Genomic DNA, 18584 nt, shown 5'->3' on the forward strand with positions numbered 1-18584 from the left:
GACGCTGGTTGAGGGGAGCCGCCATCATAGCCGTTTGTTGCGTCTCATGGAACAGATAAGCCGCAACTCCGGCAATTGTTGTTTTGCGGAAACGGGAGCACATTCCTCTCCAGACGAGGGGCCACAGGGCCTCGTACAGGACGAGGAGGAGCAGAGATGATCACGATCCGCAACCGCGACGAACGGGGCGCCGTCAACATGGGCTGGCTGAACAGCAAGCACAGCTTCTCGTTCGGCCACTATTACGACCCGGCCCATATGGGCTTCCGCGCGCTGCGCGTCATCAACGACGACCGCGTGATCCCCGGCGCCGGCTTCCCCACCCATGGGCACGCCGACATGGAGATCGTGTCCTATGTTCTCGACGGCGCGCTGGAGCACAAGGACACGCTGGGCACCAGCTCGGTCATCCGCCCCGGCGACGTTCAGCGGATGAGCGCCGGGTCGGGCATCCGGCACAGCGAGTACAACGCGTCCAAGAAGGACCCGGTGCACTTCCTGCAGATCTGGATCCTGCCGAACGAGGAGGGGATGGTCCCCGGCTATGAGCAGAAGGCCTTCGAGCGGGAGGAGAAGCAGGGCCGCCTGCGCCTCGTCGGCTCCCGGGACGGGCGCGACGGCAGCGTGACCATCCACCAGGACGTGGACCTCTACGCCACGCTTCTGGACGAGGGTGACAGCGTGACCCACGAGCTGCGTCCGGGCCGCCACGCCTGGGTGCAGGTCGCCCGCGGTCAGGTCCGTCTGAACGGCGAGGTTCTGAAGGAAGGCGACGGCGCCGCGATCAGCAAGGAGGAGTCCCTGACGCTGGACGGCGTGGTCAGCGCCGAGGTGCTGCTGTTCGATCTGGCGTGAGGCATGAACCCCTCTCCCGTCCCGGGAGAGGGTGGCCCGCAGGGCCTCTCACGCTGGCTGAAAGCCAGCGCTGACGGCGACAGGCGGATGCCATTGGCATCCGCCGAGAGCCGGGTGAGGGGCGTGCGAGGATTGATGCATGAATTCTCGGCGGTACCCTCACCCTCCCGCCGCTCGCGCGGCGGGTCCCTCCCTCTCCCGGGGCGGGAGAGGGTAACTCGGGAATCTTCACATCCCCTGTGGTGCGGCGAGGCGGATGCCCATGCGGCGGGCCTCCAGCATGAAGGCGCGGGTCATCTGCACGAGGTCCGTGCGCCAGTAGAGCTGCTCCAGCGGGTTGTCGAGGAAGTCCTCGGGCAGCATGGCGTAGCAGTAGGTCTCCACCACGCGCCGGTCGGGTTGCCAGGGGTCGGTGCCGTCGCGCCAGCCGATGGTCCAGCCGGCGTGGCCGGCGCCAATGGCCCAGCGCTCGAAATGCGGGGAGATGGTGGCGCTGGCCACCGGATCGGCGACCGGCACCTGATAGATCGCCACGAAGCGGCGGACGTTCAGTTGCAGCCGCATCACCAGCGATTCATCGAAGGCGTCCACGCGGTACAGGCAGTCGGACGCTCCTTCGACGTGGCTGAAGCGCACCGCGGCCCGCCGTGCCGCCTCCAGCGTCAGGCCGGACGGCTGGTCGGCCAGCGGCGGGGATTCGTAATCCACGGCGCGCAGCGCCTCCACCATGTCGCCGGTCAGGAAAAGGCGGATGCGCTGCTGCGCCTCGTCGATGGTCAGGCGGGTCATCGCGGGGTCGGTGTCCTCTGTTGCCGGTGCCAGGACAACAGGCCGGGGGCCCGCTTGGTTCAGGGCTCCACATAGCCGAGCACGCGCAGGCGCACGTCATGCGCCCGCGGGTCGCGGTCGAAGAACAGGCCGCCCTTCTGTTCGGAGCCGGCGGGCACATAGTCGAACTCCGCCACCGAGGTTTCGAGCGCCTCGCCGTCCGCCATCAGCTCCCCCTCCACCTGGACCTTCGCGCCGGTCTTGCCGCCGTCGTTGGTGACCTGGATGTGGGCGAGCCAGCGCGGGCCGGCGGGAACCACCGCCTCCACCGTGGCGGTGATCACCGGTGGGCCGTTGCCGCGGGTGATGCCCTCGTAACCCAGCACCCCCACCGAGCCCAGGAACAGCAAGAGCCCCAGCCCCGACGAGATCCAGGCCAGGCGCGACACCGACGCGCTGCCATCCTCGTCCCTGGAGGCGGTATAGTCCTCTCGGGTGTCGGCCATGAAAATCTCCCGTCACACGATCAGGCGGGCGGTGGCGGCACCCAGCGCGCTGGGGAAACCCAGCACCACCGTGGCGGTCACCAGCTCCATCATCGACAGGCCGGCGATCCGCTCGAAGGTCCACAGCAGATAGAGGCTGATCAGCAGGGCGATGCCGTAGCCGGCGACCGAGAAGCGCAGGAAGACCGACAGGAACCCGTCGTCACCGGCGCTTTCCTGCCCGGCGAAGCCGACCGTGTAGACGAAGATGTGCAGCAGCCCCAGCGACAGCACCGCCAGCGCCACCGCGTGCCAGGGCGACATCTTGTAGGAGATCAGGATCATCTCCTCGGTCGGGGCGACGTTGAAGCCGACGAACAGCGCCCCCGCCCCCATCAGGAACAGTTCCCCCGGATAGCTGGAGCGGATGCGCCGTTCCTTGTCGCTGTCGTCCTGCTGGCCGAGCTGTTTGCGCGCCAGCATGGCGCCGATGCTGGCCGGCACGGACTGGAGCGCGATCTTGCCGATGATCTCCGGCAACGGCTGGTCCAGGCGCACGATGGCGAAGACGGTCAGCAGCGCCGCCGACATCAGGAAGCCGACGGCGAAGGCCGACAGCGCGTCGATCAGGTCGTCCTGCCAGCAGAAGGTCTCCTCGAAGCCGGCGAAGTAGGACAGGCCGAACAGCACCGGCAGGGTCACCAGGATGAACAGGGCCAGCCGGAAGCGGTCCATGTAGAAGCCCAGCTCCCACATCTCCATGGTCATCAGCAGCGGCAGGGCGAAAATGATCGCCCCCGCCGACGCGCGGGCCAAAGCGCGGGCGAATTGAGCTTCGTCATGGAGAAAGCTGCGCTGGCGGGTGATGTCCATGGCCCATGAATGCGCGAGCGGAGCGGTTGGTTCCGGCGGTACCACGGCAGTGATCGGGTCCATGATCGGGACCGCGAATTTCCTCTTGACCTTCCAATCGTTGGAAGGAGGAAGCTGACGGCAACACCACCTTGTGGGAAGGAGTTCGTCATGATTGCGTTCAAGGTTCCCGGTATGACCTGCGGCGGCTGCGCCGCCTCCGTTCGCCGCGCGCTCGGCGCCGTCGCCGGGGTCGAGGATGTGCAGATCGACCTGGACTCGAAGGACGTCCGCGTCGGCGGGACGCCCAGCGCCGACGCCTTGCGGACGGCCCTCGACAAGGCCGGCTTCGAGGCCGAAGGGCTGCCGGTCGCGTAACGGAAATTCCAATCCCCCTCTCCCGCCCCGGGAGAGGGAAGGGGCCCGCGCCGAAGGCGTGGGAAGGGTGAGGGTATCTGCGACGGGCAAGCGCCTTGATCCTCGAACGACCCTCACCCGGCGCCTTCGGCGCCACCCTCTCCCGGGGCGGGAGAGGGAATGACAGCCTGGACCGGTGCAACGGGCACCCTTGACCTTCCAGTCATTGGAAGCCTTATCTGGGAAGCCGGTTGACGACGAAGAAAGGACGATCATGTCCGCCACCACCACCGACCTCGACATCGGCATTTCCGGCATGACCTGCGCCTCTTGCGTGGGGCGGGTGGAAAGGGCGCTGTCGCGCCTGCCGGGTGTCACCGACGTGTCGGTCAACCTTGCCACCGAGCGGGCGCGGGTCGCCTTCGCGGGCGATCCCGATCCGCGGGCGGTGGCGGAAGCCATCGAAAACGTCGGCTTCGAACCGCAGAGGCAGGCGTTCGACCTGACGGTTGGCGGAATGACCTGCGCCTCCTGCGTCGCGCGCGTCGAAAAGGCGCTGCTGCGCGTGCCAGGGGTGGAAAGTGCCGCCGTGAACCTCGCGACGGAGCGGGCGCACGTCACGGCCTATGCCGGGACAGTGGACGCCGCCCGGCTGGCCGAGGCGGTGGAGATGACCGGTTTCGCCGCCACGCCGGTCGCCGAGGCCGATTCCATGGATGCGGCGGAGGATCCGGCGCAGGATCGCAACCGGCGGGACCTCCACCATGTGCTGATCGCCGCCGCCCTGTCGGCGCCGCTGGTTCTCGGCATGGCGGGGGACCTGCTGGGGCTGAACCTGATGCTGCCGCCCTGGGTGCAGTTCCTGCTGGCGACCCCGGTGCAGTTCTGGCTGGGCTGGCGCTTCTACCGGGCCGGCTGGATGGCGGCGCGCGCCGGGTCCGGCAACATGGATCTGCTGGTGGCGCTCGGCACCTCCGCGGCCTGGGGGCTCAGCGTCTACATGATGCTGACGGCGCATCCGGGCCACACGCCGCACCTCTATTTCGAGGCGTCGGCGGTGCTCATCACCTTCGTGCTGCTCGGCAAGTGGCTGGAGGCCCGCGCCAAGGGCCGGACGGCGGCGGCGATCCGCGCGCTGATGCGGCTTCGCCCCGACACCGCCCGCGTCCGTCGTGATGGCGTGGAAATCGAGCTTCCCATCGCCCAGGTGCGCGTCGGCGACCGCGTGGCGGTCCGCCCCGGCGAGCGCATTCCCGTGGACGGGCGCGTGGCGGAGGGGGCGGGCAGCGTCGACGAATCCATGCTGACCGGCGAAAGCCTGCCGGTGGAAAAGGCGCCGGGCTCCCGCGTCACCGGCGGGTCGATCAACGTGGACGGGCTGCTGCTGGTCGAGACGGTGGCGGTGGGCGCCGAAACGATGCTCGCCAAGATCGTCCGCATGGTCGAGGGCGCCCAGGCGTCCAAGGCACCGATCCAGCGGCTGGTCGACAAGGTGGCGGCGGTCTTCGTGCCGGTGGTGCTGGTCATCGCCGGGCTGACGCTCGTCGGCTGGTGGATCGGCACGGGGAACGCGGAGACGGCGATCATCACGGCGGTGTCGGTGCTGGTCATCGCCTGCCCCTGCGCGCTGGGCCTCGCCACGCCGACCGCGATCATGGTCGGCACCGGAGCGGCGGCCCGCCACGGCATCCTGATCAAGGACGCGGAGGCGCTGGAGCGCGCCCACGCCATCACCGCCGTCGCCTTCGACAAGACCGGCACGCTGACCGAGGGCAAGCCCCGCGTCACCGATCTGGTGCCCGCGGATGGCGTCGACGACGTGGAACTTCTGCGGCTGGCCGCAGCGCTTCAGAGCGGCAGCGAACACCCGCTGGCCCGCGCCGTCCGCGACCGCGCGGCGGAACAGGGCGTGCCGGCGGCCACTCCGGAGGGCTTCAAGGCGCTGGCCGGGCGCGGCGTGTCGGCCACCGTGGAGGGCCGCGCCCTGCTGCTGGGGAGCAGCCGGCTGATCGCGGAAAGCGGCCTGTCCGACGCGGCGCTGGAGGCGCGGGCGGCGGCGCTGGAGTCCGCCGGGCGCACCGTGTCCTGGCTGGCCGAAACGGCCCCGGAACGGCGCGTTCTGGGCCTCGTCGCGTTCGGCGACACGGTGAAGGAGAGCGCCCGCGCCGCCGTCCGCTCCCTGAAGGCGCAGGGGGTGGAGACGGTGATGGTCACCGGCGACGGTGCCGGGGCCGCCCGCGCGGTGGCCGCCGACCTGGGCATCGACCGCGTCTTCGCAGAAGTGCTGCCGGACGGCAAGGCCGAGGTGGTGGCGACGCTGAAGGCGGAGGGCAAGGTCGTCGGCATGGTCGGCGACGGCATCAACGACGCCCCGGCGCTGGCCGCCGCCGACGTCGGCATCGCCATGGCGACCGGCACCGACGTGGCGATGCACACCGCCGGGGTCACGCTGATGCGCGGCGATCCGGCGTTGGTGGCCGGCTCCATCGACGTGTCGCGCCGCACCTACTCCAAGATCCGCCAGGGACTGTTCTGGGCCTTCATCTACAATCTGGTGGGGATCCCGCTGGCGGCCTCGGGCCTGCTCAGCCCGGTGCTGGCCGGGGCGGCGATGGCGCTGAGTTCGGTCAGCGTCGTCTTGAACGCCCTGTCGCTGCGGGGGTGGAAGCCATGAGCATGGGCGGCATGACCATCGGCGACGCGGCGAAGGCGTCCGGCGTCAACGCCAAGCTGATCCGCTACTACGAGTCCATCGGCCTGATCCCGGAGGCCGGGCGGACCGCGGCGGGCTACCGCGTCTATTCGTCCAGCGACGTGAATGTCCTGCGCTTCGTCAAGCGGGCGCGGACGCTGGGCTTCAGCATCGAGCGCATCCAGATCCTGGTCGGGCTGTGGCAGGACCGCAGCCGCTCCAGCGCCGAGGTGAAGCGGGTGGCGCTCGACCATGTGGCGGAACTGGAGGCCAAGATCGCCGAGCTGCGCGCGATGAGCGACACGCTGACGCATCTGGCCCACGCCTGCCATGGCGACGAGCGGCCGGATTGCCCGATCCTGCGCGATCTGGAGGAGGGCGGGGGAAGTTGCTGCCACGGGGCCCCTCCGTAACTCCACCCCACGAGCCCCCACCCTGACCCTCCCCCGCTGACGCAGGGGAGGGGACAAGCTCCCTCCCCTGCGAAGCGGGGGAGGGAAGGGGCCCGCGGCGAAGCCGTGGGAAGGGTGGGGGCAAGCCGCTACCCCATCGCCGCCCGCAAACTCGCCTCCAGCGGCCGGACCGTGTAACCCAACTCCCGCGCCGCCTTGCCGCTGTCGAAGCCGCCACCGCCCAGCGCCAGCCGGACGCCCGTCACCGACGCCGTGGGCGGGCGTCGCGTCACATGGTCGGACAGCCATTCCTCCACCCGCGCGGCCGCCAGCGCCAGGGCGGGCGGCACGGAATGGCGGCGGAGCGGCACCCTGCCGCACAGCCGGTCGATCCGCTCCGCCAGATCGCCCAACCCGATATCCATTCCCCCCAGGATGTAGCGCTCCCCGATCCGTCCCCGCTCGGCGGCCAGGATTATGCCCTGCGCCACATCGCGCACATCCACGAGGTTCAGCACGCAGTCGAGGATCAGCCGCGGGCCGCCGCGCCGGAACAGGCGCAGCATGGCGTTCGGCGGGGTGGGCAGCCGGTCGCCGGGGCCGATGGGCGCCGTGGGGTTGACCACCACCACCGGCAGCCCCTGCGCCGCGGCGGCCAGCGCGTCCTTCTCTGCCCGATACTTCGACCGGCAGTAGGGGCCGGCCAGCGCCTCCAGCCCCGGATCGGCGCTCTCGTCTAGCCGGCGGGGCGGCGGATGGCCGATCATCACGGCCTCGGTCGAGCAATGGACGAAGCGCCGCAATCCCGGCGTCCGCGCCGCCGCGTCCAGAACCATCCGCGTGCCCTGCCGGTTCACCCGGTCGAAGATGGTCGGGTCGCGGTCCCACAGCGTGGCGACGGCGGCGAGGTGATGGACCCGCTCCACCCCCTCCAGCGCGCGGGTCACCGCCGCCGCGTCGAGGATGGAGCCGCGCTGGACCTCCACGTCCGGCGGCAGGCCGTCCGGCGGGTCCTGAAGGTCGAGGATGCGCACCCGCTCGCCCCGCGCCGCCAGCGCCGCCACCAGATGCCCGCCGATGAAGCCGCAGCCCCCGGTGACGAGGGTGATGCCCATGCGCCTCCGCCTCCGCCTCTACGCCCCGCCGAGGATGCGGTCGGCGTTGCTGTTCAGGTCGCGGGTCAGGGCGGCCAGCCCGCCGCCGCGCAGCGTGTTCTGGAATTCCGAGCGCTGGGTGGCAAGCTGGCTGACCGTGCCCTTCGCCAGCACGTCCAGGATGCGCCAGCGGTCGCCTTCCGGACGCAGCAGATAGCTCAGCCGCACCGGCGTCTTGCCCGCGCGCACCAGATCGGTGTCGACCAGCAGCATCCCACGCGGAGCCGGCCGCTCGCCGACGATCTCGAGCCGCTGGCCGTCGTAGCTGTCGAACCGGTCGACATACTGGGCGGCGCTGCGTCGCGCGAAGGCGTCCAGCGCCTGCCGCTTCTCCGGCTCCGCCGACTGATCGAAATAGGGAGCGGCGGCGACGCGGAGCGCCGCTTCCAGGTCGAAGGTGTCGAGCATCACCGGCAGGAATCGTTGAAGCCGCGCCCAGGCCGGCTCCCGTCCCGCGGCCTCCCGCATCAGGGACAGGATGGCCTCGTTCAGCCGCGCCACCGTGGCGCGGGCGCCCGGCGTGGTGCCGGCTTGCTGCGCCACGGCGGGGACCGGCAGCAGGCCAGCCGCCAGGACGGCCAGCGCGAGCGCAGCGCGCATCCATGTTCGGCGTGAGAAAGACCCAGTCATCGCGGTGCGCCCCGTCCTGTTCCGGCAAGAGTCGATGGAAATCTGCCCGTTCGGGGCAAGCGGATTCAACCGTCCGTGTGGGATGTAACAGCGTCCGGGCCGGTCTATCCTCCTGCGCGGCGCTGTCGAAGGGAGGTGTCCGGATGGGTGGATCGGCGAAGAGGGGAAGCGGATGGCTGCCGATCCCGGACCATCCGCTGTATGGCTGCGACGCCGTCACGCTGCTGACCGTGCTGGCGCGCAACGGCGGGCCGCGGGGGCGCGGCTGGCCGACGGCGCTGGCGGCGCTGGCCTCGGCCGTCGGGCGCGCGCCCTTCTCGCTGGCCGAGGCCGGATGGGTGGCGGCACGGCGCCGGACGTCCGCCGGCCTGCCGCCGCCGGTCTTCATCCTCGGCCATTGGCGCAGCGGGACCACCCATCTCTACAACGTGCTGAGCCGCGACCCGCAGTTCGGCATCATCGACCCCTTCGCGGTCGGCCTGCCCTGGGACATGCTGGGGCTGGGCCCGGTCCTGCGGCCGCTGCTGGCCCGCGCCCTGCCGGAGCGGCGCTACATCGACAACGTGCCGGTCAAGGCCGACAGCCCGCAGGAGGATGAGATCGCGTTGGCGAACATGTCGCCGGTCTCCTTCTACCACGGGCTCTATTTCCCGGAACGGTTCGACGAGAATCTGCGCCGCGGCCTCTATTTCGACGGTTGCACGGTGGCGGAGCGGGACGCCTGGAAGCGCCGCTTTCTCTATTTCCTGGAGAAGGTGTCAATCGCCCAGGGCGGGCGCTGCATCCTGCTGAAGAACCCGGTCTACAGCGCGCGGGTCGCCATGATGCGGGAGATCTGGCCCGACGCGCGCTTCATCCACATCCACCGCGACCCGCGGGCGGTGTTCGTGTCCACGGTGGGCTTCTACAGGACGCTGCTGGCGCGGCTGGCGCTCCAGCCGCACGGGCACATCGACGTGGAGCGGGTGGTTCTGGACCACTATCCACGCATCATGCAGGCGCTGATCGACGACACGGCGGACCTGCCGGCGAACCGCTTCGCCGAGGTGCCGTTCGAACGCTTCGAGCGCGCGCCGCTGGAGGAGGTGGAACGGCTGTACCAAACGCTGGAACTGCCGGGATACGCGGCGGCGCGTCCGAACTTCGAGGCGTATCTGGGGGCGGTGAGCGATTACGCGAAGAACCGCCACCGCCTGTCCGACGAGGGGCGGGAGCGGGTGGACCGCGAATGGGCTCCCTTCGTCGCGCGCTGGGGGGCCAGTGTGGCGTGAGGGCTTTTGCCCCCTCCCTAACCCTCCCCCGCTTTCGCGGGAGAGGGAACTGCCGCCGCTCCGCTCAAAATTCCCTCCCTCGCCAAAGGCGGGGGAGGGTTAGGGAGGGGGCATTCGCACTCCTCCTTCTCACTTTCCTCACCCACCCCGCCTACGCTACCTGCCGCACGGTCTCCGTCACCGCCGACGGCGCCCCCATCACCGGCATCGAGGATATGGCGCTCGACGCGGCGCGCGGTCAGACGGTGCTGTCCGCCTACGACCGCCGGGCCGGAACCACAGGCGGACTTTACATGCTGAACCTGCAATCCCTCGACGCGCCGGCCGTCGCCGCCATCCCCCTCGCCACCGGCCTGCGTCCGGCGGGCATCGACCTTCGCGCGGAGCCTGACGGCGCGCGCTCCCTGCTCGCCGTCAGCCGTCACGAGGACGGATCGGCGACGGTCGAGCGTTACCGTCTGGACGGCGCCACCCTGACCCACCAGGGCACCACCGCCAGCCCCTTGCTCTGCCGGGCCAACGACGTGTCCTTCCTCGATGGTAAGCGTTTCCTGTTCACCAGCAGCCACGGCGGCTGCGGCTGGGGCGCCGTGATCCAGGACAACGTCCTCGGCGGGCGTCATGGTTTCGTCGGTGTGGTGGACAACGGAACGGCCCGTGTCCTGGTCGGCGGGATCGGCTTCGCCAACGGCCTGTTCCCCGACCCGAGCCACGACCGGCTGACCGTCGCCGCCACGCGGGAGGAGGCGCTGCTCGTCTATCGCCTGTCCGACCCGCAGGTCCCGCCGCAGCGCATCGCCGTGCCGGGCGGGCCGGACAATCTGACGGCGGCCCCGGACGGGCGTCTGCTGGTGGCGCTGCACCCGTCGCCGTTCCGGCTGGCGCTGCACCGCTACGGCTGGCCGGGCGGAGCGGCGGCACCGACCCGCGTCGCGGCGCTCGGCCCCGCCGGGGTGGAGATCCTGCTGGACGAGGACGGGCGGCGCTTTTCCGCGGCCACGGTCGCCCTCTCGTGGAACGGGCGGATGGTCATCGGGTCGGTGACCGCGCCGGGACTGCTGGTCTGCGGCGAAGCCGCCAGCGGTGCCACAGGATCATCAGCGCCGGCAGAACCACCAGCGACGAGATGACCGTGTAGGTGATCGACACCGCCAGCAGCACCCCCATGCTGGACAGCCCGCGGTGGTTGGACAGCGCCAGCGTGGCGAAGGCGGTGCTGGTGGTCAGCGTGCTGACCAGGACGGCGCGCGGTGTGCTGGTCACCAGCAGCTCGATGCCGAAGGCGCCGTCCGACGCGCCTTCCCGCACCAGATCCTGCCCGCGCGTGACCATGTGGATGCTGCTCGACACGCCGAGCGCGAAGAGCAGCGGGATGACGATCACGTTGGCGAAGTTGAAGGGGATGTCCAGAAGCCCGGCGGTCGCCATCGTCCACAGGGCGGCCAGGATCAGCGGCGCCAGGATCAGCACCATCCCGGTCACCGAGCGCTGCACGGCGACCAGCAGAAGCACCATCAGCACCAGCGTCAGAGCCGTCGCCTCCAGGAAAGAGGAGCCGACGACCCGGGCCGCCTCCGTCACCGTCACCGGGGCGCCGGTGGCGTTGGGCGCCACGGCCAGCACCGCGTCGGCGAAGTCGGCCATCGCGCGGCTGTCGGATATGTCGTGGGTGGGCAGCACCTCGACTCGGGCGCGCCCGTCCGCGGCGATCCAGCGGGCCTTCAGGCTGTCCGGCACGTCGGCGGCGGTGACCGGCTGCTCCACCGCCATGCCGTCGCGCAGCCGATCGAGGAGTGGCGGCACGCCTCCGGTCAGGGCGGCGTCGAGCGTGGCGAACTGGGCCGGCTGGATGCGGGCCAGGGCGTTGCCGAAGCCCTGCACGGCGGCGCGCAACTCGGGTGGACCGTCGCGCTTGTCCGACAGATACCCTCCCACCACGCCCTTCAGCGTCGCGAAGGCGTGCTCCAGCTCGCCCTGGTCCAGCGCCGCCGTGGCCGCGGGGGCGGTCAGGCTGGGGCCGAGCAGCAGCGACATGTCCGCCAGGATGGGCAGCTTGGCCTCCTGGTCCTTGGGAATGAAGCTGGCGAAGGTGCGCACGCCGCCCGATTCCGGCAGGGCGCGCAGACGGTCGGCCAACGCCTGCGCCGCCGCGAGGTCGGGCGCCAGGACGTTGACGGAATAGGGCGAGGTGCGCGGGGTGACAGCCAGATCGCGGTAGGTGGCGACGGCCTCCGTCGTCTCGTCCTGCAGGTTCAGCGGGTTGACGTCCAGCCGCACCAGGGGCAGCGCCGCCATGGACAGGACGGCGCTGGCCCCGGCCAGGGCGAGGATGGCGCGGTGATGGCGGGTGACCCAGCCGGCGAATCCGCGGTCCTCGCGTTCCGGCGCTGGGACGCCGGGGCCGGGGCGCAGCAGGACGATCAGGGCGGGCAGAAGGCTCAGGCTGATGAGCAGGGCCACCACCATGCCGACGGCGGAGATGATGCCGAACTCCGCCAGCCCCAGATAGGCGGTCGGCACGAAGGACAGGAAGCCGATGATGGCGCACAGGGTGCTGAGCACCAGCGCCGGCCCGACCGCCCGCACCGCCTCGATGGCCGCGGCCAGCGGCGGCAGGCCGCGGCGAAGCTCCTCCTGGTAGCGCAGGCCGAGATGCCCGCCGTAATCGTCGCCCAGCCCGAAGAACATCACCGCGCAGGTGACGGAGATCAGGTTCAGCCGCCCCACGGTCAGCGCCGCCGCCCCGGCGCTCAGCGTCAGGCCGAGCAGCAGGACCACCATGATGCAGGCGATCAGCCGCCCCGACCGCATCCCGGCGATCAGCACCGCGGAAACCAGGATGAAGGACAGGATGGTGGCGACGCCGGCGCTGTTGGCGACCGTGTCCAGCTCCGTCTGGCGCAGCGGCACGGCGCCGGTGACCCGCATCTCCACCCCTTGGCCGACCGGCTCCGCCATCACCGCGCCGATGGCCTCATGCACCGCGGTCACCGCGGGCCGGCCACGCCCGAAGGAGCTGTTGTCGAGGATGGGCCTTGCCAGGACGAAGCGGCGGTTGGCCGCCCGGTCCTCCTCCTCCGCGGCCTGCACCAGCCCGGTCCAGGACAGCGGCACCGGGTGGCCGTCCGCCACCGTCGCGGTGCTGACCGCCAGCCGGTTCAACAGTTCGGCGGGGGTGGCCGGCGCGCCCTCGTCCGCGTGAGTCAGGATCAGGTCCAGCAGGTCGGCCAGCCCCTGGAGGTTCGGCGCGGCGTTCAGCGCGCCCAGCGCCGCCTGCGCCCCGGCCAGCCGGGTGGCCAGATCCTGCAATTTTTCCGTGTCGAGAAAGAGCAGCCCGTACCGGTGGAAGTACGGATCGGCGGACGGCACCTCCACCGCCGACAGCACGTCGGTACGGGCGGACATGCGCTCCGCCAGACGTACGGCGGCGGCGTCCGACTGGTCGGGGGACGGGCTGTCCACCACCACGACGATCTGGTCGTCGGCGAAGGGAAAGGCCTTCCGGTACTCCTCCGTGTGCTGGCGGAAGGCGGCGTCCGGCGAGATCATGTCCGACGTGCTGGTGCTCATCGTCAGATTCTCGGCGGAATACCAGCCGGCCAGGACCGACAGCAGGGCCCAGACGGCCAGGGTCGCCTTCGGCCGTCGGCAGGACAGGGCGCCCAGTCCCCCGATCATGGCGCGGCCGAAGTCCGCCATCCGGCCCAGGACACCTTGCCGTTCTGTCACGCTGTACGTCTCCTTCGAAAGCGTACGCAGTCTGCCAGGACAACCTGTGGCACCCAACGTACGCTACTGTATGTTACTTCCAACCAGCAGGCGAACCACGGCACCTCGTTACCCAGATACCTCCACCATGGGAAACACCCATGGAGAACACCGGGGCATAGCGGGAGCGTCGATGCAAGACCACAACGCAAGCACAACCTTGCGGGTCCAACGGTCCGAGCCGTCGGCCAAGGCCGTGAGCGACGCCGTGGCCGAGGCCACGGACGCCCTGATCCGCCGCCAGCAGGCCGACGGCCATTGGGTGTTCGAGCTGGAAGCCGACGCCACCATCCCGTCCGAATATCTGCTGCTGCACCATATCCTGGACGAGATCGACCCGGAACTGGAGGCCGGCTTGGCCGCCTTCATCCGCGGGCGGCAGGGCAAGGACGGCGGATGGCCGCTGTTCTTCGGCGGCGCCATGGACATCAGCTGCAGCGTGAAGGCCTACTTCGCGCTGAAAGCCGCAGGGGACAGCCCCGACGCTCCGCACATGCGCCGCGCCCGCGAGGCGATCCTGGCGCGCGGCGGGGCGGCGCGCTGCAACGTCTTCACCCGCATCCTGCTGGCCCAGTTCGGACAGATTCCCTGGCGTGCCGTTCCGGCGATGCCGGTGGAGGTGATGAACCTGCCGCCCTGGTCGCCCTTCCACATCTCGCGCATCTCCTACTGGTCGCGGACGGTGGTGGTGCCGCTGCTGGTCGTCATGGCGCACCGGCTGCGCGCCCGCAACCCGCGCGGCATCGGCATCGCGGAGCTGTTCACCGAGCCGCCGGAGCGGGTGCGCAACTGGCACAGCAACAACAGCCGCGGCGGCTGGGCCACCCTGTTCCGCGCACTCGACGCCGCTTTGCACGCGGTGGAGCCGCGCCTGCCCGCCAACGGGCGCCAGACGGCCATCGACCGCGCCGTGCGCTTCGTGACGGAGCGGCTGAACGGGGAGGACGGGCTGGGCGCCATTTTCCCGGCGATGGTCAACGCCGTGCTGATGTTCCACTGCCTGGGCGTGCCGCCCGACCATCCCGACGCGGCGACGGCGCGCCGCGCGTTGCGCGGGTTGGTGATTCAGCAGCCGGGGCGGATCTATTGCCAGCCCTGCCTGTCGCCGGTGTGGGACACCGCGATCATCTGCAACGCCCTGCTGGAGACCGGCAGCCCGCTGGCCCGCGCCGCGGCCCGGCGCGGGGCGGACTGGCTGATCGACCGGCAGATCCTGGACGTCGAGGGGGATTGGGCGTGGCAGCGTCCGGGGCTGGCCTCGGGCGGCTGGGCCTTCCAGTACAACAACGCCCATTACCCGGACACCGACGACACCGCCATGGTGGTGATGGCCCTGCAACGGCTGGACGCCGAGCGTTATGAGGAGCCGATCCGCCGCGCGAGGGACTGGATCGTCGGCATGCAGAGCCGCAACGGCGGCTGGGGCGCCTTCGACGCCGAGAACCAGCACGACTTCCTCAACCACATCCCCTTCGCCGACCATGGCGCCTTGCTCGATCCGCCGACCTCCGACGTGACGGCCCGTTGCGTCACGATGCTGGCCCGGCTGGGCGAGGGGCGCGACACCGTGCCGACCCGCCGCGGCCTGACCTTCCTGGAGCGGGAGCAGGAGAGCGACGGCGCCTGGTTCGGGCGCTGGGGCACCAACTACGTCTACGGCACCTGGTCGGCGCTGGAGGCGCTGAACGCCGCCGGGGTGCCGCACTCCGCGGTGGCCGTGCAGCGCGCCGCCCAGTGGCTGCTGGCGCACCAGCGCGCGGACGGCGGCTGGGGCGAGGACGGGGCCAGCTATTGGGTCGGCAATCCGCGCGGCGAGGGGCCGGTCTCCACCGCCTCGCAGACCGCCTGGGCGCTGCTGGGGCTGATGGCGGCGGGGAAGGGCAACCACCCGGCGGTGGACCGCGGCGTCGAGTATCTGCTGTCCGCCCGCGACGCCGAGGGGCTGTGGAGCGAGGAGCCCTTCACCGCCGTCGGATTTCCGCGCGTCTTCTACCTGAAGTACCACGGCTACGCGGCAAGCTTTCCGTTGTGGGCGCTGGCCCGCTACCGGGCCTTGAGGGGGTGAGGGCGGGAGCGGCGCTTCTGGCCGCGGCGCTGACCGTGACCGTGCAGGGCGTGCGCAATGGCGACGGGCAGGTCGTCCTGGCCGTCTGTGAAGAAGCCGCCTACCCGGCGGGGCGCTGCGCCTTCCGGATCACCGCCCCGGCGGCGGAGGGGGCGGTGCGCATCGCCGTGCCCGACGTGCCGCCGGGAACCTACGCGCTGCGCGCCTACCACGACGAGAACGGCAACGGACGGATGGACCGCAACCTTCTCGGCGTGCCGCGGGAGGGTTTCGGCTTCGGCAACGACGCCCCCGTGCTCCTGGTGCCGCCGAGCTTCCGCGACGCCGCCGTGACGGTGCGGGAGGATGGTGTGGAGACGGCGTTGACGTTGCGCTACTGGATATCGCCATAGGGAGGCGTGATGGCCGCGGCGATCCTCACCGGCATGGCGTTGGAGGCCCGTCTCGCCCGGCGCAGCGGGCTGCCCGTCGCCTGCGCCGCGGGAGACGCCGCCGCCCGGGTGGCGGCGCATCGCCTGCTGGAGGGGGGCGCCTGCGGGATCGTCAGCTTCGGCATCGCGGGCGGGTTGGCACCCGACCTGCGACCCGGCTCGCTGGTCCTGGCGGGCGCCGTGGTGGATGAGGACGGGACCGTCCATGAGGCTTGTCGGCCCTGGCACGACCGCCTGCGCCATGCCCTGCCGCAGGCCCATCCCGGCGTGGTGGTCGGAGTCCGGATGCCGGCGGCGACGTTCGGGGACAAGGCGCGGTTGCGGGCGCTGACCGGTGCCGCGGCGGTCGATCTGGAAAGTCTTGCCGTCGCGCGGGCCTGCCAAGCCTGGGGGCGGCCCTTCGCCGTGCTGCGCGCGGTCGCCGACCCGGCGTGGCGGGCGCTGCCGTCGGCGGCCCTGGCCGGGCTGGACGGGGCGGGACGCGTGGCCCCCGGCGCCGTGCTGGCCCGGCTGGCCGCCGACCCCCGCCAACTCGCCGCGCTGGGCCGGCTGGCCTGGGACCTCGGCCGTGCCCTGGCGGCGCTCCGCAAGGCAGCCAGTGCCATTCCGGCGGAGTTACTCGGCGGCGGTCCGCTCGGCCTCGATCCGGCGCAGCGTGTCCGCGACGTGGCGTGAGAAGACCTCCTCCGCCGGGCGCTGGCGGTCCAGCGGGATCTCCGGCGCCATCGGTCCTTCGGTGCGCGGCCCGCGCAGGCTGACCGCCAGCGCCGACAGGGGGTGGCGCAGCGTGTCCTCCACGGCGGTCGGCTCATAGCCGCTGTGGACCATGCAATCAGCGCATTTCTCATAGTTGCCGGTGCCGTAGGCGTCCCAGTCCGTCTCCTCCATCAGTGCCTTGAAGGTCGGGGCGTAGCCTTCGCCCAGCAGGTAGCAGGGGCGCTGCCAGCCGAAGACGTTGCGCGTCGGGTTGCCCCAGGGCGCGCAGCGGTAGCTGCGGTTGCCGGCCAGGAAATCCAGGAACAGGGACGATTGCGAGAAGCGCCATTTCCGGCCCCGGCCCCGCGCGAAGACGTCGCGGAACAGCTCCTTGGTCTTGCGGCGGTTCAGGAAATGCTCTTGGTCGGGCGCGCGTTCGTAGGCGTAGCCGGGCGACACGGTGACGGCGTCGATGCCGGCGGCCATGGCCTCGTCGAGGAAGGCGGCGACCTTCTCCGGCTCGGCCCCGTCGAACAAGGTGCAATTGATGTTGACGCGGAAGCCGCGCGCCTTGGCGGCGCGGATCGCCGCGACGGCGCGGTCGTAGACTCCGGGCTGGCAGACCGCCTTGTCATGCTCCTCCCGCCCGCCGTCGAGATGGACCGACCAGGTGAAGAAGGGGCTGGGAGTGAAGCGGTCGAGCCGCTTTTCCATCAGCAGGGCGTTGGTGCAGAGATAGACGAACTTGCGCCGCGCCACGATGCCGGCGGCGATGGTGTGGATCTCGGGATGCAGCAGCGGCTCGCCCCCGGCGATGGAGACCACAGGGGCGCCGCATTCGTCCACCGCGCCCAGGGCCTCCTCCACCGACAGGCGGCGGCGCAGGATCGGGTCGGGATAGTCGATCTTGCCGCAGCCGGCGCAGGCGAGGTTGCAGCGGAACAGCGGCTCCATCATCAGCACCAGCGGGAAGCGCCGGTTGCCCTTGAGGCGCTGGCGAAGCACATAGGCGCCGACCAGCGCCGCCTGGATCGCGGGAACGGCCATGGTTACGCCTCTCCCGGACCGTGGTGGGTCGCCGTCTGGTGGATCGCCGTCATGCGCTTATCCCTGCAATTGCGTCGCGCTCCAGTTTGGAGCGTCCGGAGACGCACGGCAGGTAGATTACTGTATGATACTTGCCGCGGTGCGGCTGGCAGGAAGGGTTTGCGGGGCGTACAGGGCGTACGTACGCCCTTTCGGTGTGGAGCTTGGCGTGGTGTTCAAGGCTGCGGTGGCTTGCGCCCGCTCCGCGCGGCTTTGGCCTTCTTGGGTTTGGTTTGCGGCTGGGCGAGGTGCTTCAACTCCTCGTACCGGCTCAGAAAGAGCGCGTAGGCCTGATCGGGGCCGACCGGGACGATCCTGTCCGGGTGGGCTGGCGGCAGATGCCCCCAGTCCAGCCAGGCGGGCGGCAGAAGGTCGCGCAGCTCCGTCGCCATGCAGACGAGATCGGCCTGCTTGATGGCCGGCACCTCGTCGTCGAAGCCGAACCAGCGGCGCAACGCGTCCTTGACCGGATGAAGCCGCTGTTTGACGTAGTCGCGGTCCAGCATCACCTTCACCGGCGACGGCCAGTCGCCGAGGAACTCCTCGCAGTCGTGCATCAGGGCCGAGTAGGCCAGGGGCGGCGGCACCAGACGCGAGACCATCACCGAATGCTCGGCGACCGAGTACCAGGGCCGGGCCGCCCCGCCCCAACGCGGCTGGGACGACAGGCACTGGGCGATGTCCTCGATCGGCATGCCCGTGGCGTCCGGCGTCAGCAGGTCGAGAACGAAGCCGGACGGCATCAGGATCGCTGTCCGTCCGTCCGGTCGCTTGAGAAGGTCGAGTTGCATGGTGGGGGGCTGTTCCGAAACCGCGGGCAGGGTGCGGGGCCATGTCCAAGACGCAGCCCGGCCGTCGGCCCGATCATCCATCGGGCTGTGCGGGTTTAGCAGATCGCGGACAGGGCGGACAACGGCCCCCGGTGCAAGGCCGCCATCAACCGGGCCGGTGCACCGCCCACCCTCGCCTGAGGTTGTGAAAATTACAAATCTTGCATCATTTACAGGCTTCTCCGGCCGTTCCCGGCGATGTAACGTATGCTCGCGTTTCCCCAATGCAACGACACGGATAGGGATGGCCGC

The 18584-nt window shown here is 70.7% G+C and carries 17 protein-coding genes; 9 read left to right on the plus strand and 8 right to left on the minus strand.

What is annotated here, in order from left to right; translation table 11 throughout:
- Positions 1 to 156: 156 nt before the first annotated feature.
- Entirely contained in the window at positions 157 to 855 is a 699-nt protein-coding gene (locus tag ACFPMG_RS14545) for a pirin family protein (RefSeq protein WP_376995805.1), read from the plus strand.
- A gap of 228 nt (positions 856 to 1083) precedes the next feature.
- Here ACFPMG_RS14545 and ACFPMG_RS14550 read toward each other — a convergent pair whose 3' ends face one another.
- Genes ACFPMG_RS14550 through ACFPMG_RS14560 form a run of 3 tightly spaced genes read right to left on the minus strand, consistent with a single transcriptional unit; the run spans position 1084 to position 2981 of the window.
- Positions 1084 to 1644 (minus strand): hypothetical protein, encoded by a 561-nt coding sequence (locus ACFPMG_RS14550; protein ID WP_376995806.1) that lies wholly within the window; start codon positions 1642 to 1644, stop codon positions 1084 to 1086.
- A 59-nt stretch (positions 1645 to 1703) separates the two neighbouring features.
- Positions 1704 to 2129, minus strand: coding sequence for a hypothetical protein (locus ACFPMG_RS14555; RefSeq protein WP_376995808.1), 426 nt, complete (start codon positions 2127 to 2129; stop codon positions 1704 to 1706).
- A 12-nt stretch (positions 2130 to 2141) separates the two neighbouring features.
- A complete protein-coding gene (locus ACFPMG_RS14560) occupies positions 2142 to 2981 on the minus strand; it encodes a TIGR02587 family membrane protein (protein ID WP_376995809.1) in 840 nt (279 codons plus the stop codon).
- 150 nt (positions 2982 to 3131) lie between these two features.
- Between ACFPMG_RS14560 and ACFPMG_RS14565 the strand changes: the two genes are divergently transcribed.
- From ACFPMG_RS14565 to cueR, 3 genes are all read left to right on the plus strand, one after another.
- Positions 3132 to 3338, plus strand: a complete 207-nt coding sequence (locus ACFPMG_RS14565; protein ID WP_376995810.1) for a heavy-metal-associated domain-containing protein — start codon at positions 3132 to 3134, stop codon at positions 3336 to 3338.
- A gap of 253 nt (positions 3339 to 3591) precedes the next feature.
- The gene (locus ACFPMG_RS14570; protein ID WP_376995811.1) at positions 3592 to 5991 is read left to right on the plus strand and encodes a heavy metal translocating P-type ATPase; all 2400 of its coding nucleotides are present in this window, start codon (positions 3592 to 3594) and stop codon (positions 5989 to 5991) included.
- Complete coding sequence (gene cueR / locus ACFPMG_RS14575) at positions 5988 to 6422, plus strand: Cu(I)-responsive transcriptional regulator (protein WP_465252021.1); 435 nt, start codon at positions 5988 to 5990, stop codon at positions 6420 to 6422. Before ACFPMG_RS14570 ends, cueR begins: the two co-directional genes overlap by 4 nt.
- 128 nt (positions 6423 to 6550) lie before the next feature.
- Here the strand turns inward: cueR and ACFPMG_RS14580 are convergent, their stop codons facing one another.
- Together ACFPMG_RS14580 and ACFPMG_RS14585 are read right to left on the minus strand one after the other, a co-directional pair.
- On the minus strand, positions 6551 to 7516 hold the full coding sequence (locus ACFPMG_RS14580) for an NAD-dependent epimerase/dehydratase family protein (protein ID WP_376995812.1): 966 nt from the start codon (positions 7514 to 7516) through the stop codon (positions 6551 to 6553).
- Between the two features lie 18 nt (positions 7517 to 7534).
- Complete coding sequence (locus ACFPMG_RS14585; protein WP_376995813.1) at positions 7535 to 8155, minus strand: ABC transporter substrate-binding protein; 621 nt, start codon at positions 8153 to 8155, stop codon at positions 7535 to 7537.
- A gap of 173 nt (positions 8156 to 8328) precedes the next feature.
- Here ACFPMG_RS14585 and ACFPMG_RS14590 point away from each other — a divergent pair, with 173 nt between their 5' ends.
- Together ACFPMG_RS14590 and ACFPMG_RS14595 are read left to right on the plus strand one after the other, a co-directional pair.
- The gene (locus ACFPMG_RS14590; protein ID WP_376995815.1) at positions 8329 to 9456 is read left to right on the plus strand and encodes a sulfotransferase family protein; all 1128 of its coding nucleotides are present in this window, start codon (positions 8329 to 8331) and stop codon (positions 9454 to 9456) included.
- A 215-nt stretch (positions 9457 to 9671) separates the two neighbouring features.
- On the plus strand, positions 9672 to 10586 hold the full coding sequence (locus ACFPMG_RS14595; RefSeq protein WP_376995816.1) for an SMP-30/gluconolactonase/LRE family protein: 915 nt from the start codon (positions 9672 to 9674) through the stop codon (positions 10584 to 10586).
- On the opposite strand, the gene ACFPMG_RS14600 is transcribed toward ACFPMG_RS14595, so the two are convergent.
- Complete coding sequence (locus tag ACFPMG_RS14600) at positions 10486 to 13185, minus strand: MMPL family transporter (protein WP_376995817.1); 2700 nt, start codon at positions 13183 to 13185, stop codon at positions 10486 to 10488. The genes ACFPMG_RS14595 and ACFPMG_RS14600 overlap by 101 nt on opposite strands.
- A gap of 172 nt (positions 13186 to 13357) precedes the next feature.
- Here ACFPMG_RS14600 and shc point away from each other — a divergent pair, with 172 nt between their 5' ends.
- Genes shc through ACFPMG_RS14615 form a run of 3 tightly spaced genes read left to right on the plus strand, consistent with a single transcriptional unit; the run spans position 13358 to position 16395 of the window.
- Positions 13358 to 15289 carry a squalene--hopene cyclase gene (shc, locus tag ACFPMG_RS14605; protein ID WP_376995818.1) on the plus strand — a complete coding sequence of 644 codons (1932 nt, stop codon included), beginning with the start codon at positions 13358 to 13360 and terminating at the stop codon, positions 15287 to 15289.
- Positions 15286 to 15681 carry a DUF2141 domain-containing protein gene (locus ACFPMG_RS14610; RefSeq protein ID WP_376995819.1) on the plus strand — a complete coding sequence of 132 codons (396 nt, stop codon included), beginning with the start codon at positions 15286 to 15288 and terminating at the stop codon, positions 15679 to 15681. Before shc ends, ACFPMG_RS14610 begins: the two co-directional genes overlap by 4 nt.
- A gap of 9 nt (positions 15682 to 15690) precedes the next feature.
- The gene (locus ACFPMG_RS14615; RefSeq protein WP_376995820.1) at positions 15691 to 16395 is read left to right on the plus strand and encodes a phosphorylase family protein; all 705 of its coding nucleotides are present in this window, start codon (positions 15691 to 15693) and stop codon (positions 16393 to 16395) included.
- Here ACFPMG_RS14615 and hpnH read toward each other — a convergent pair.
- Both hpnH and ACFPMG_RS14625 read right to left on the minus strand, forming a co-directional pair.
- Positions 16336 to 17463, minus strand: a complete 1128-nt coding sequence (gene hpnH / locus ACFPMG_RS14620; protein ID WP_376995821.1) for an adenosyl-hopene transferase HpnH — start codon at positions 17461 to 17463, stop codon at positions 16336 to 16338. The genes ACFPMG_RS14615 and hpnH overlap by 60 nt on opposite strands.
- Positions 17464 to 17678: 215 nt before the next feature.
- Positions 17679 to 18293, minus strand: coding sequence for a hydrolase (locus tag ACFPMG_RS14625; RefSeq protein ID WP_376995823.1), 615 nt, complete (start codon positions 18291 to 18293; stop codon positions 17679 to 17681).
- Positions 18294 to 18584 lie beyond the last annotated feature (291 nt).

This window comes from Azospirillum himalayense (assembly GCF_042657465.1).
GTDB classification, from domain to species: Bacteria; Pseudomonadota; Alphaproteobacteria; order Azospirillales; family Azospirillaceae; genus Azospirillum; species Azospirillum himalayense.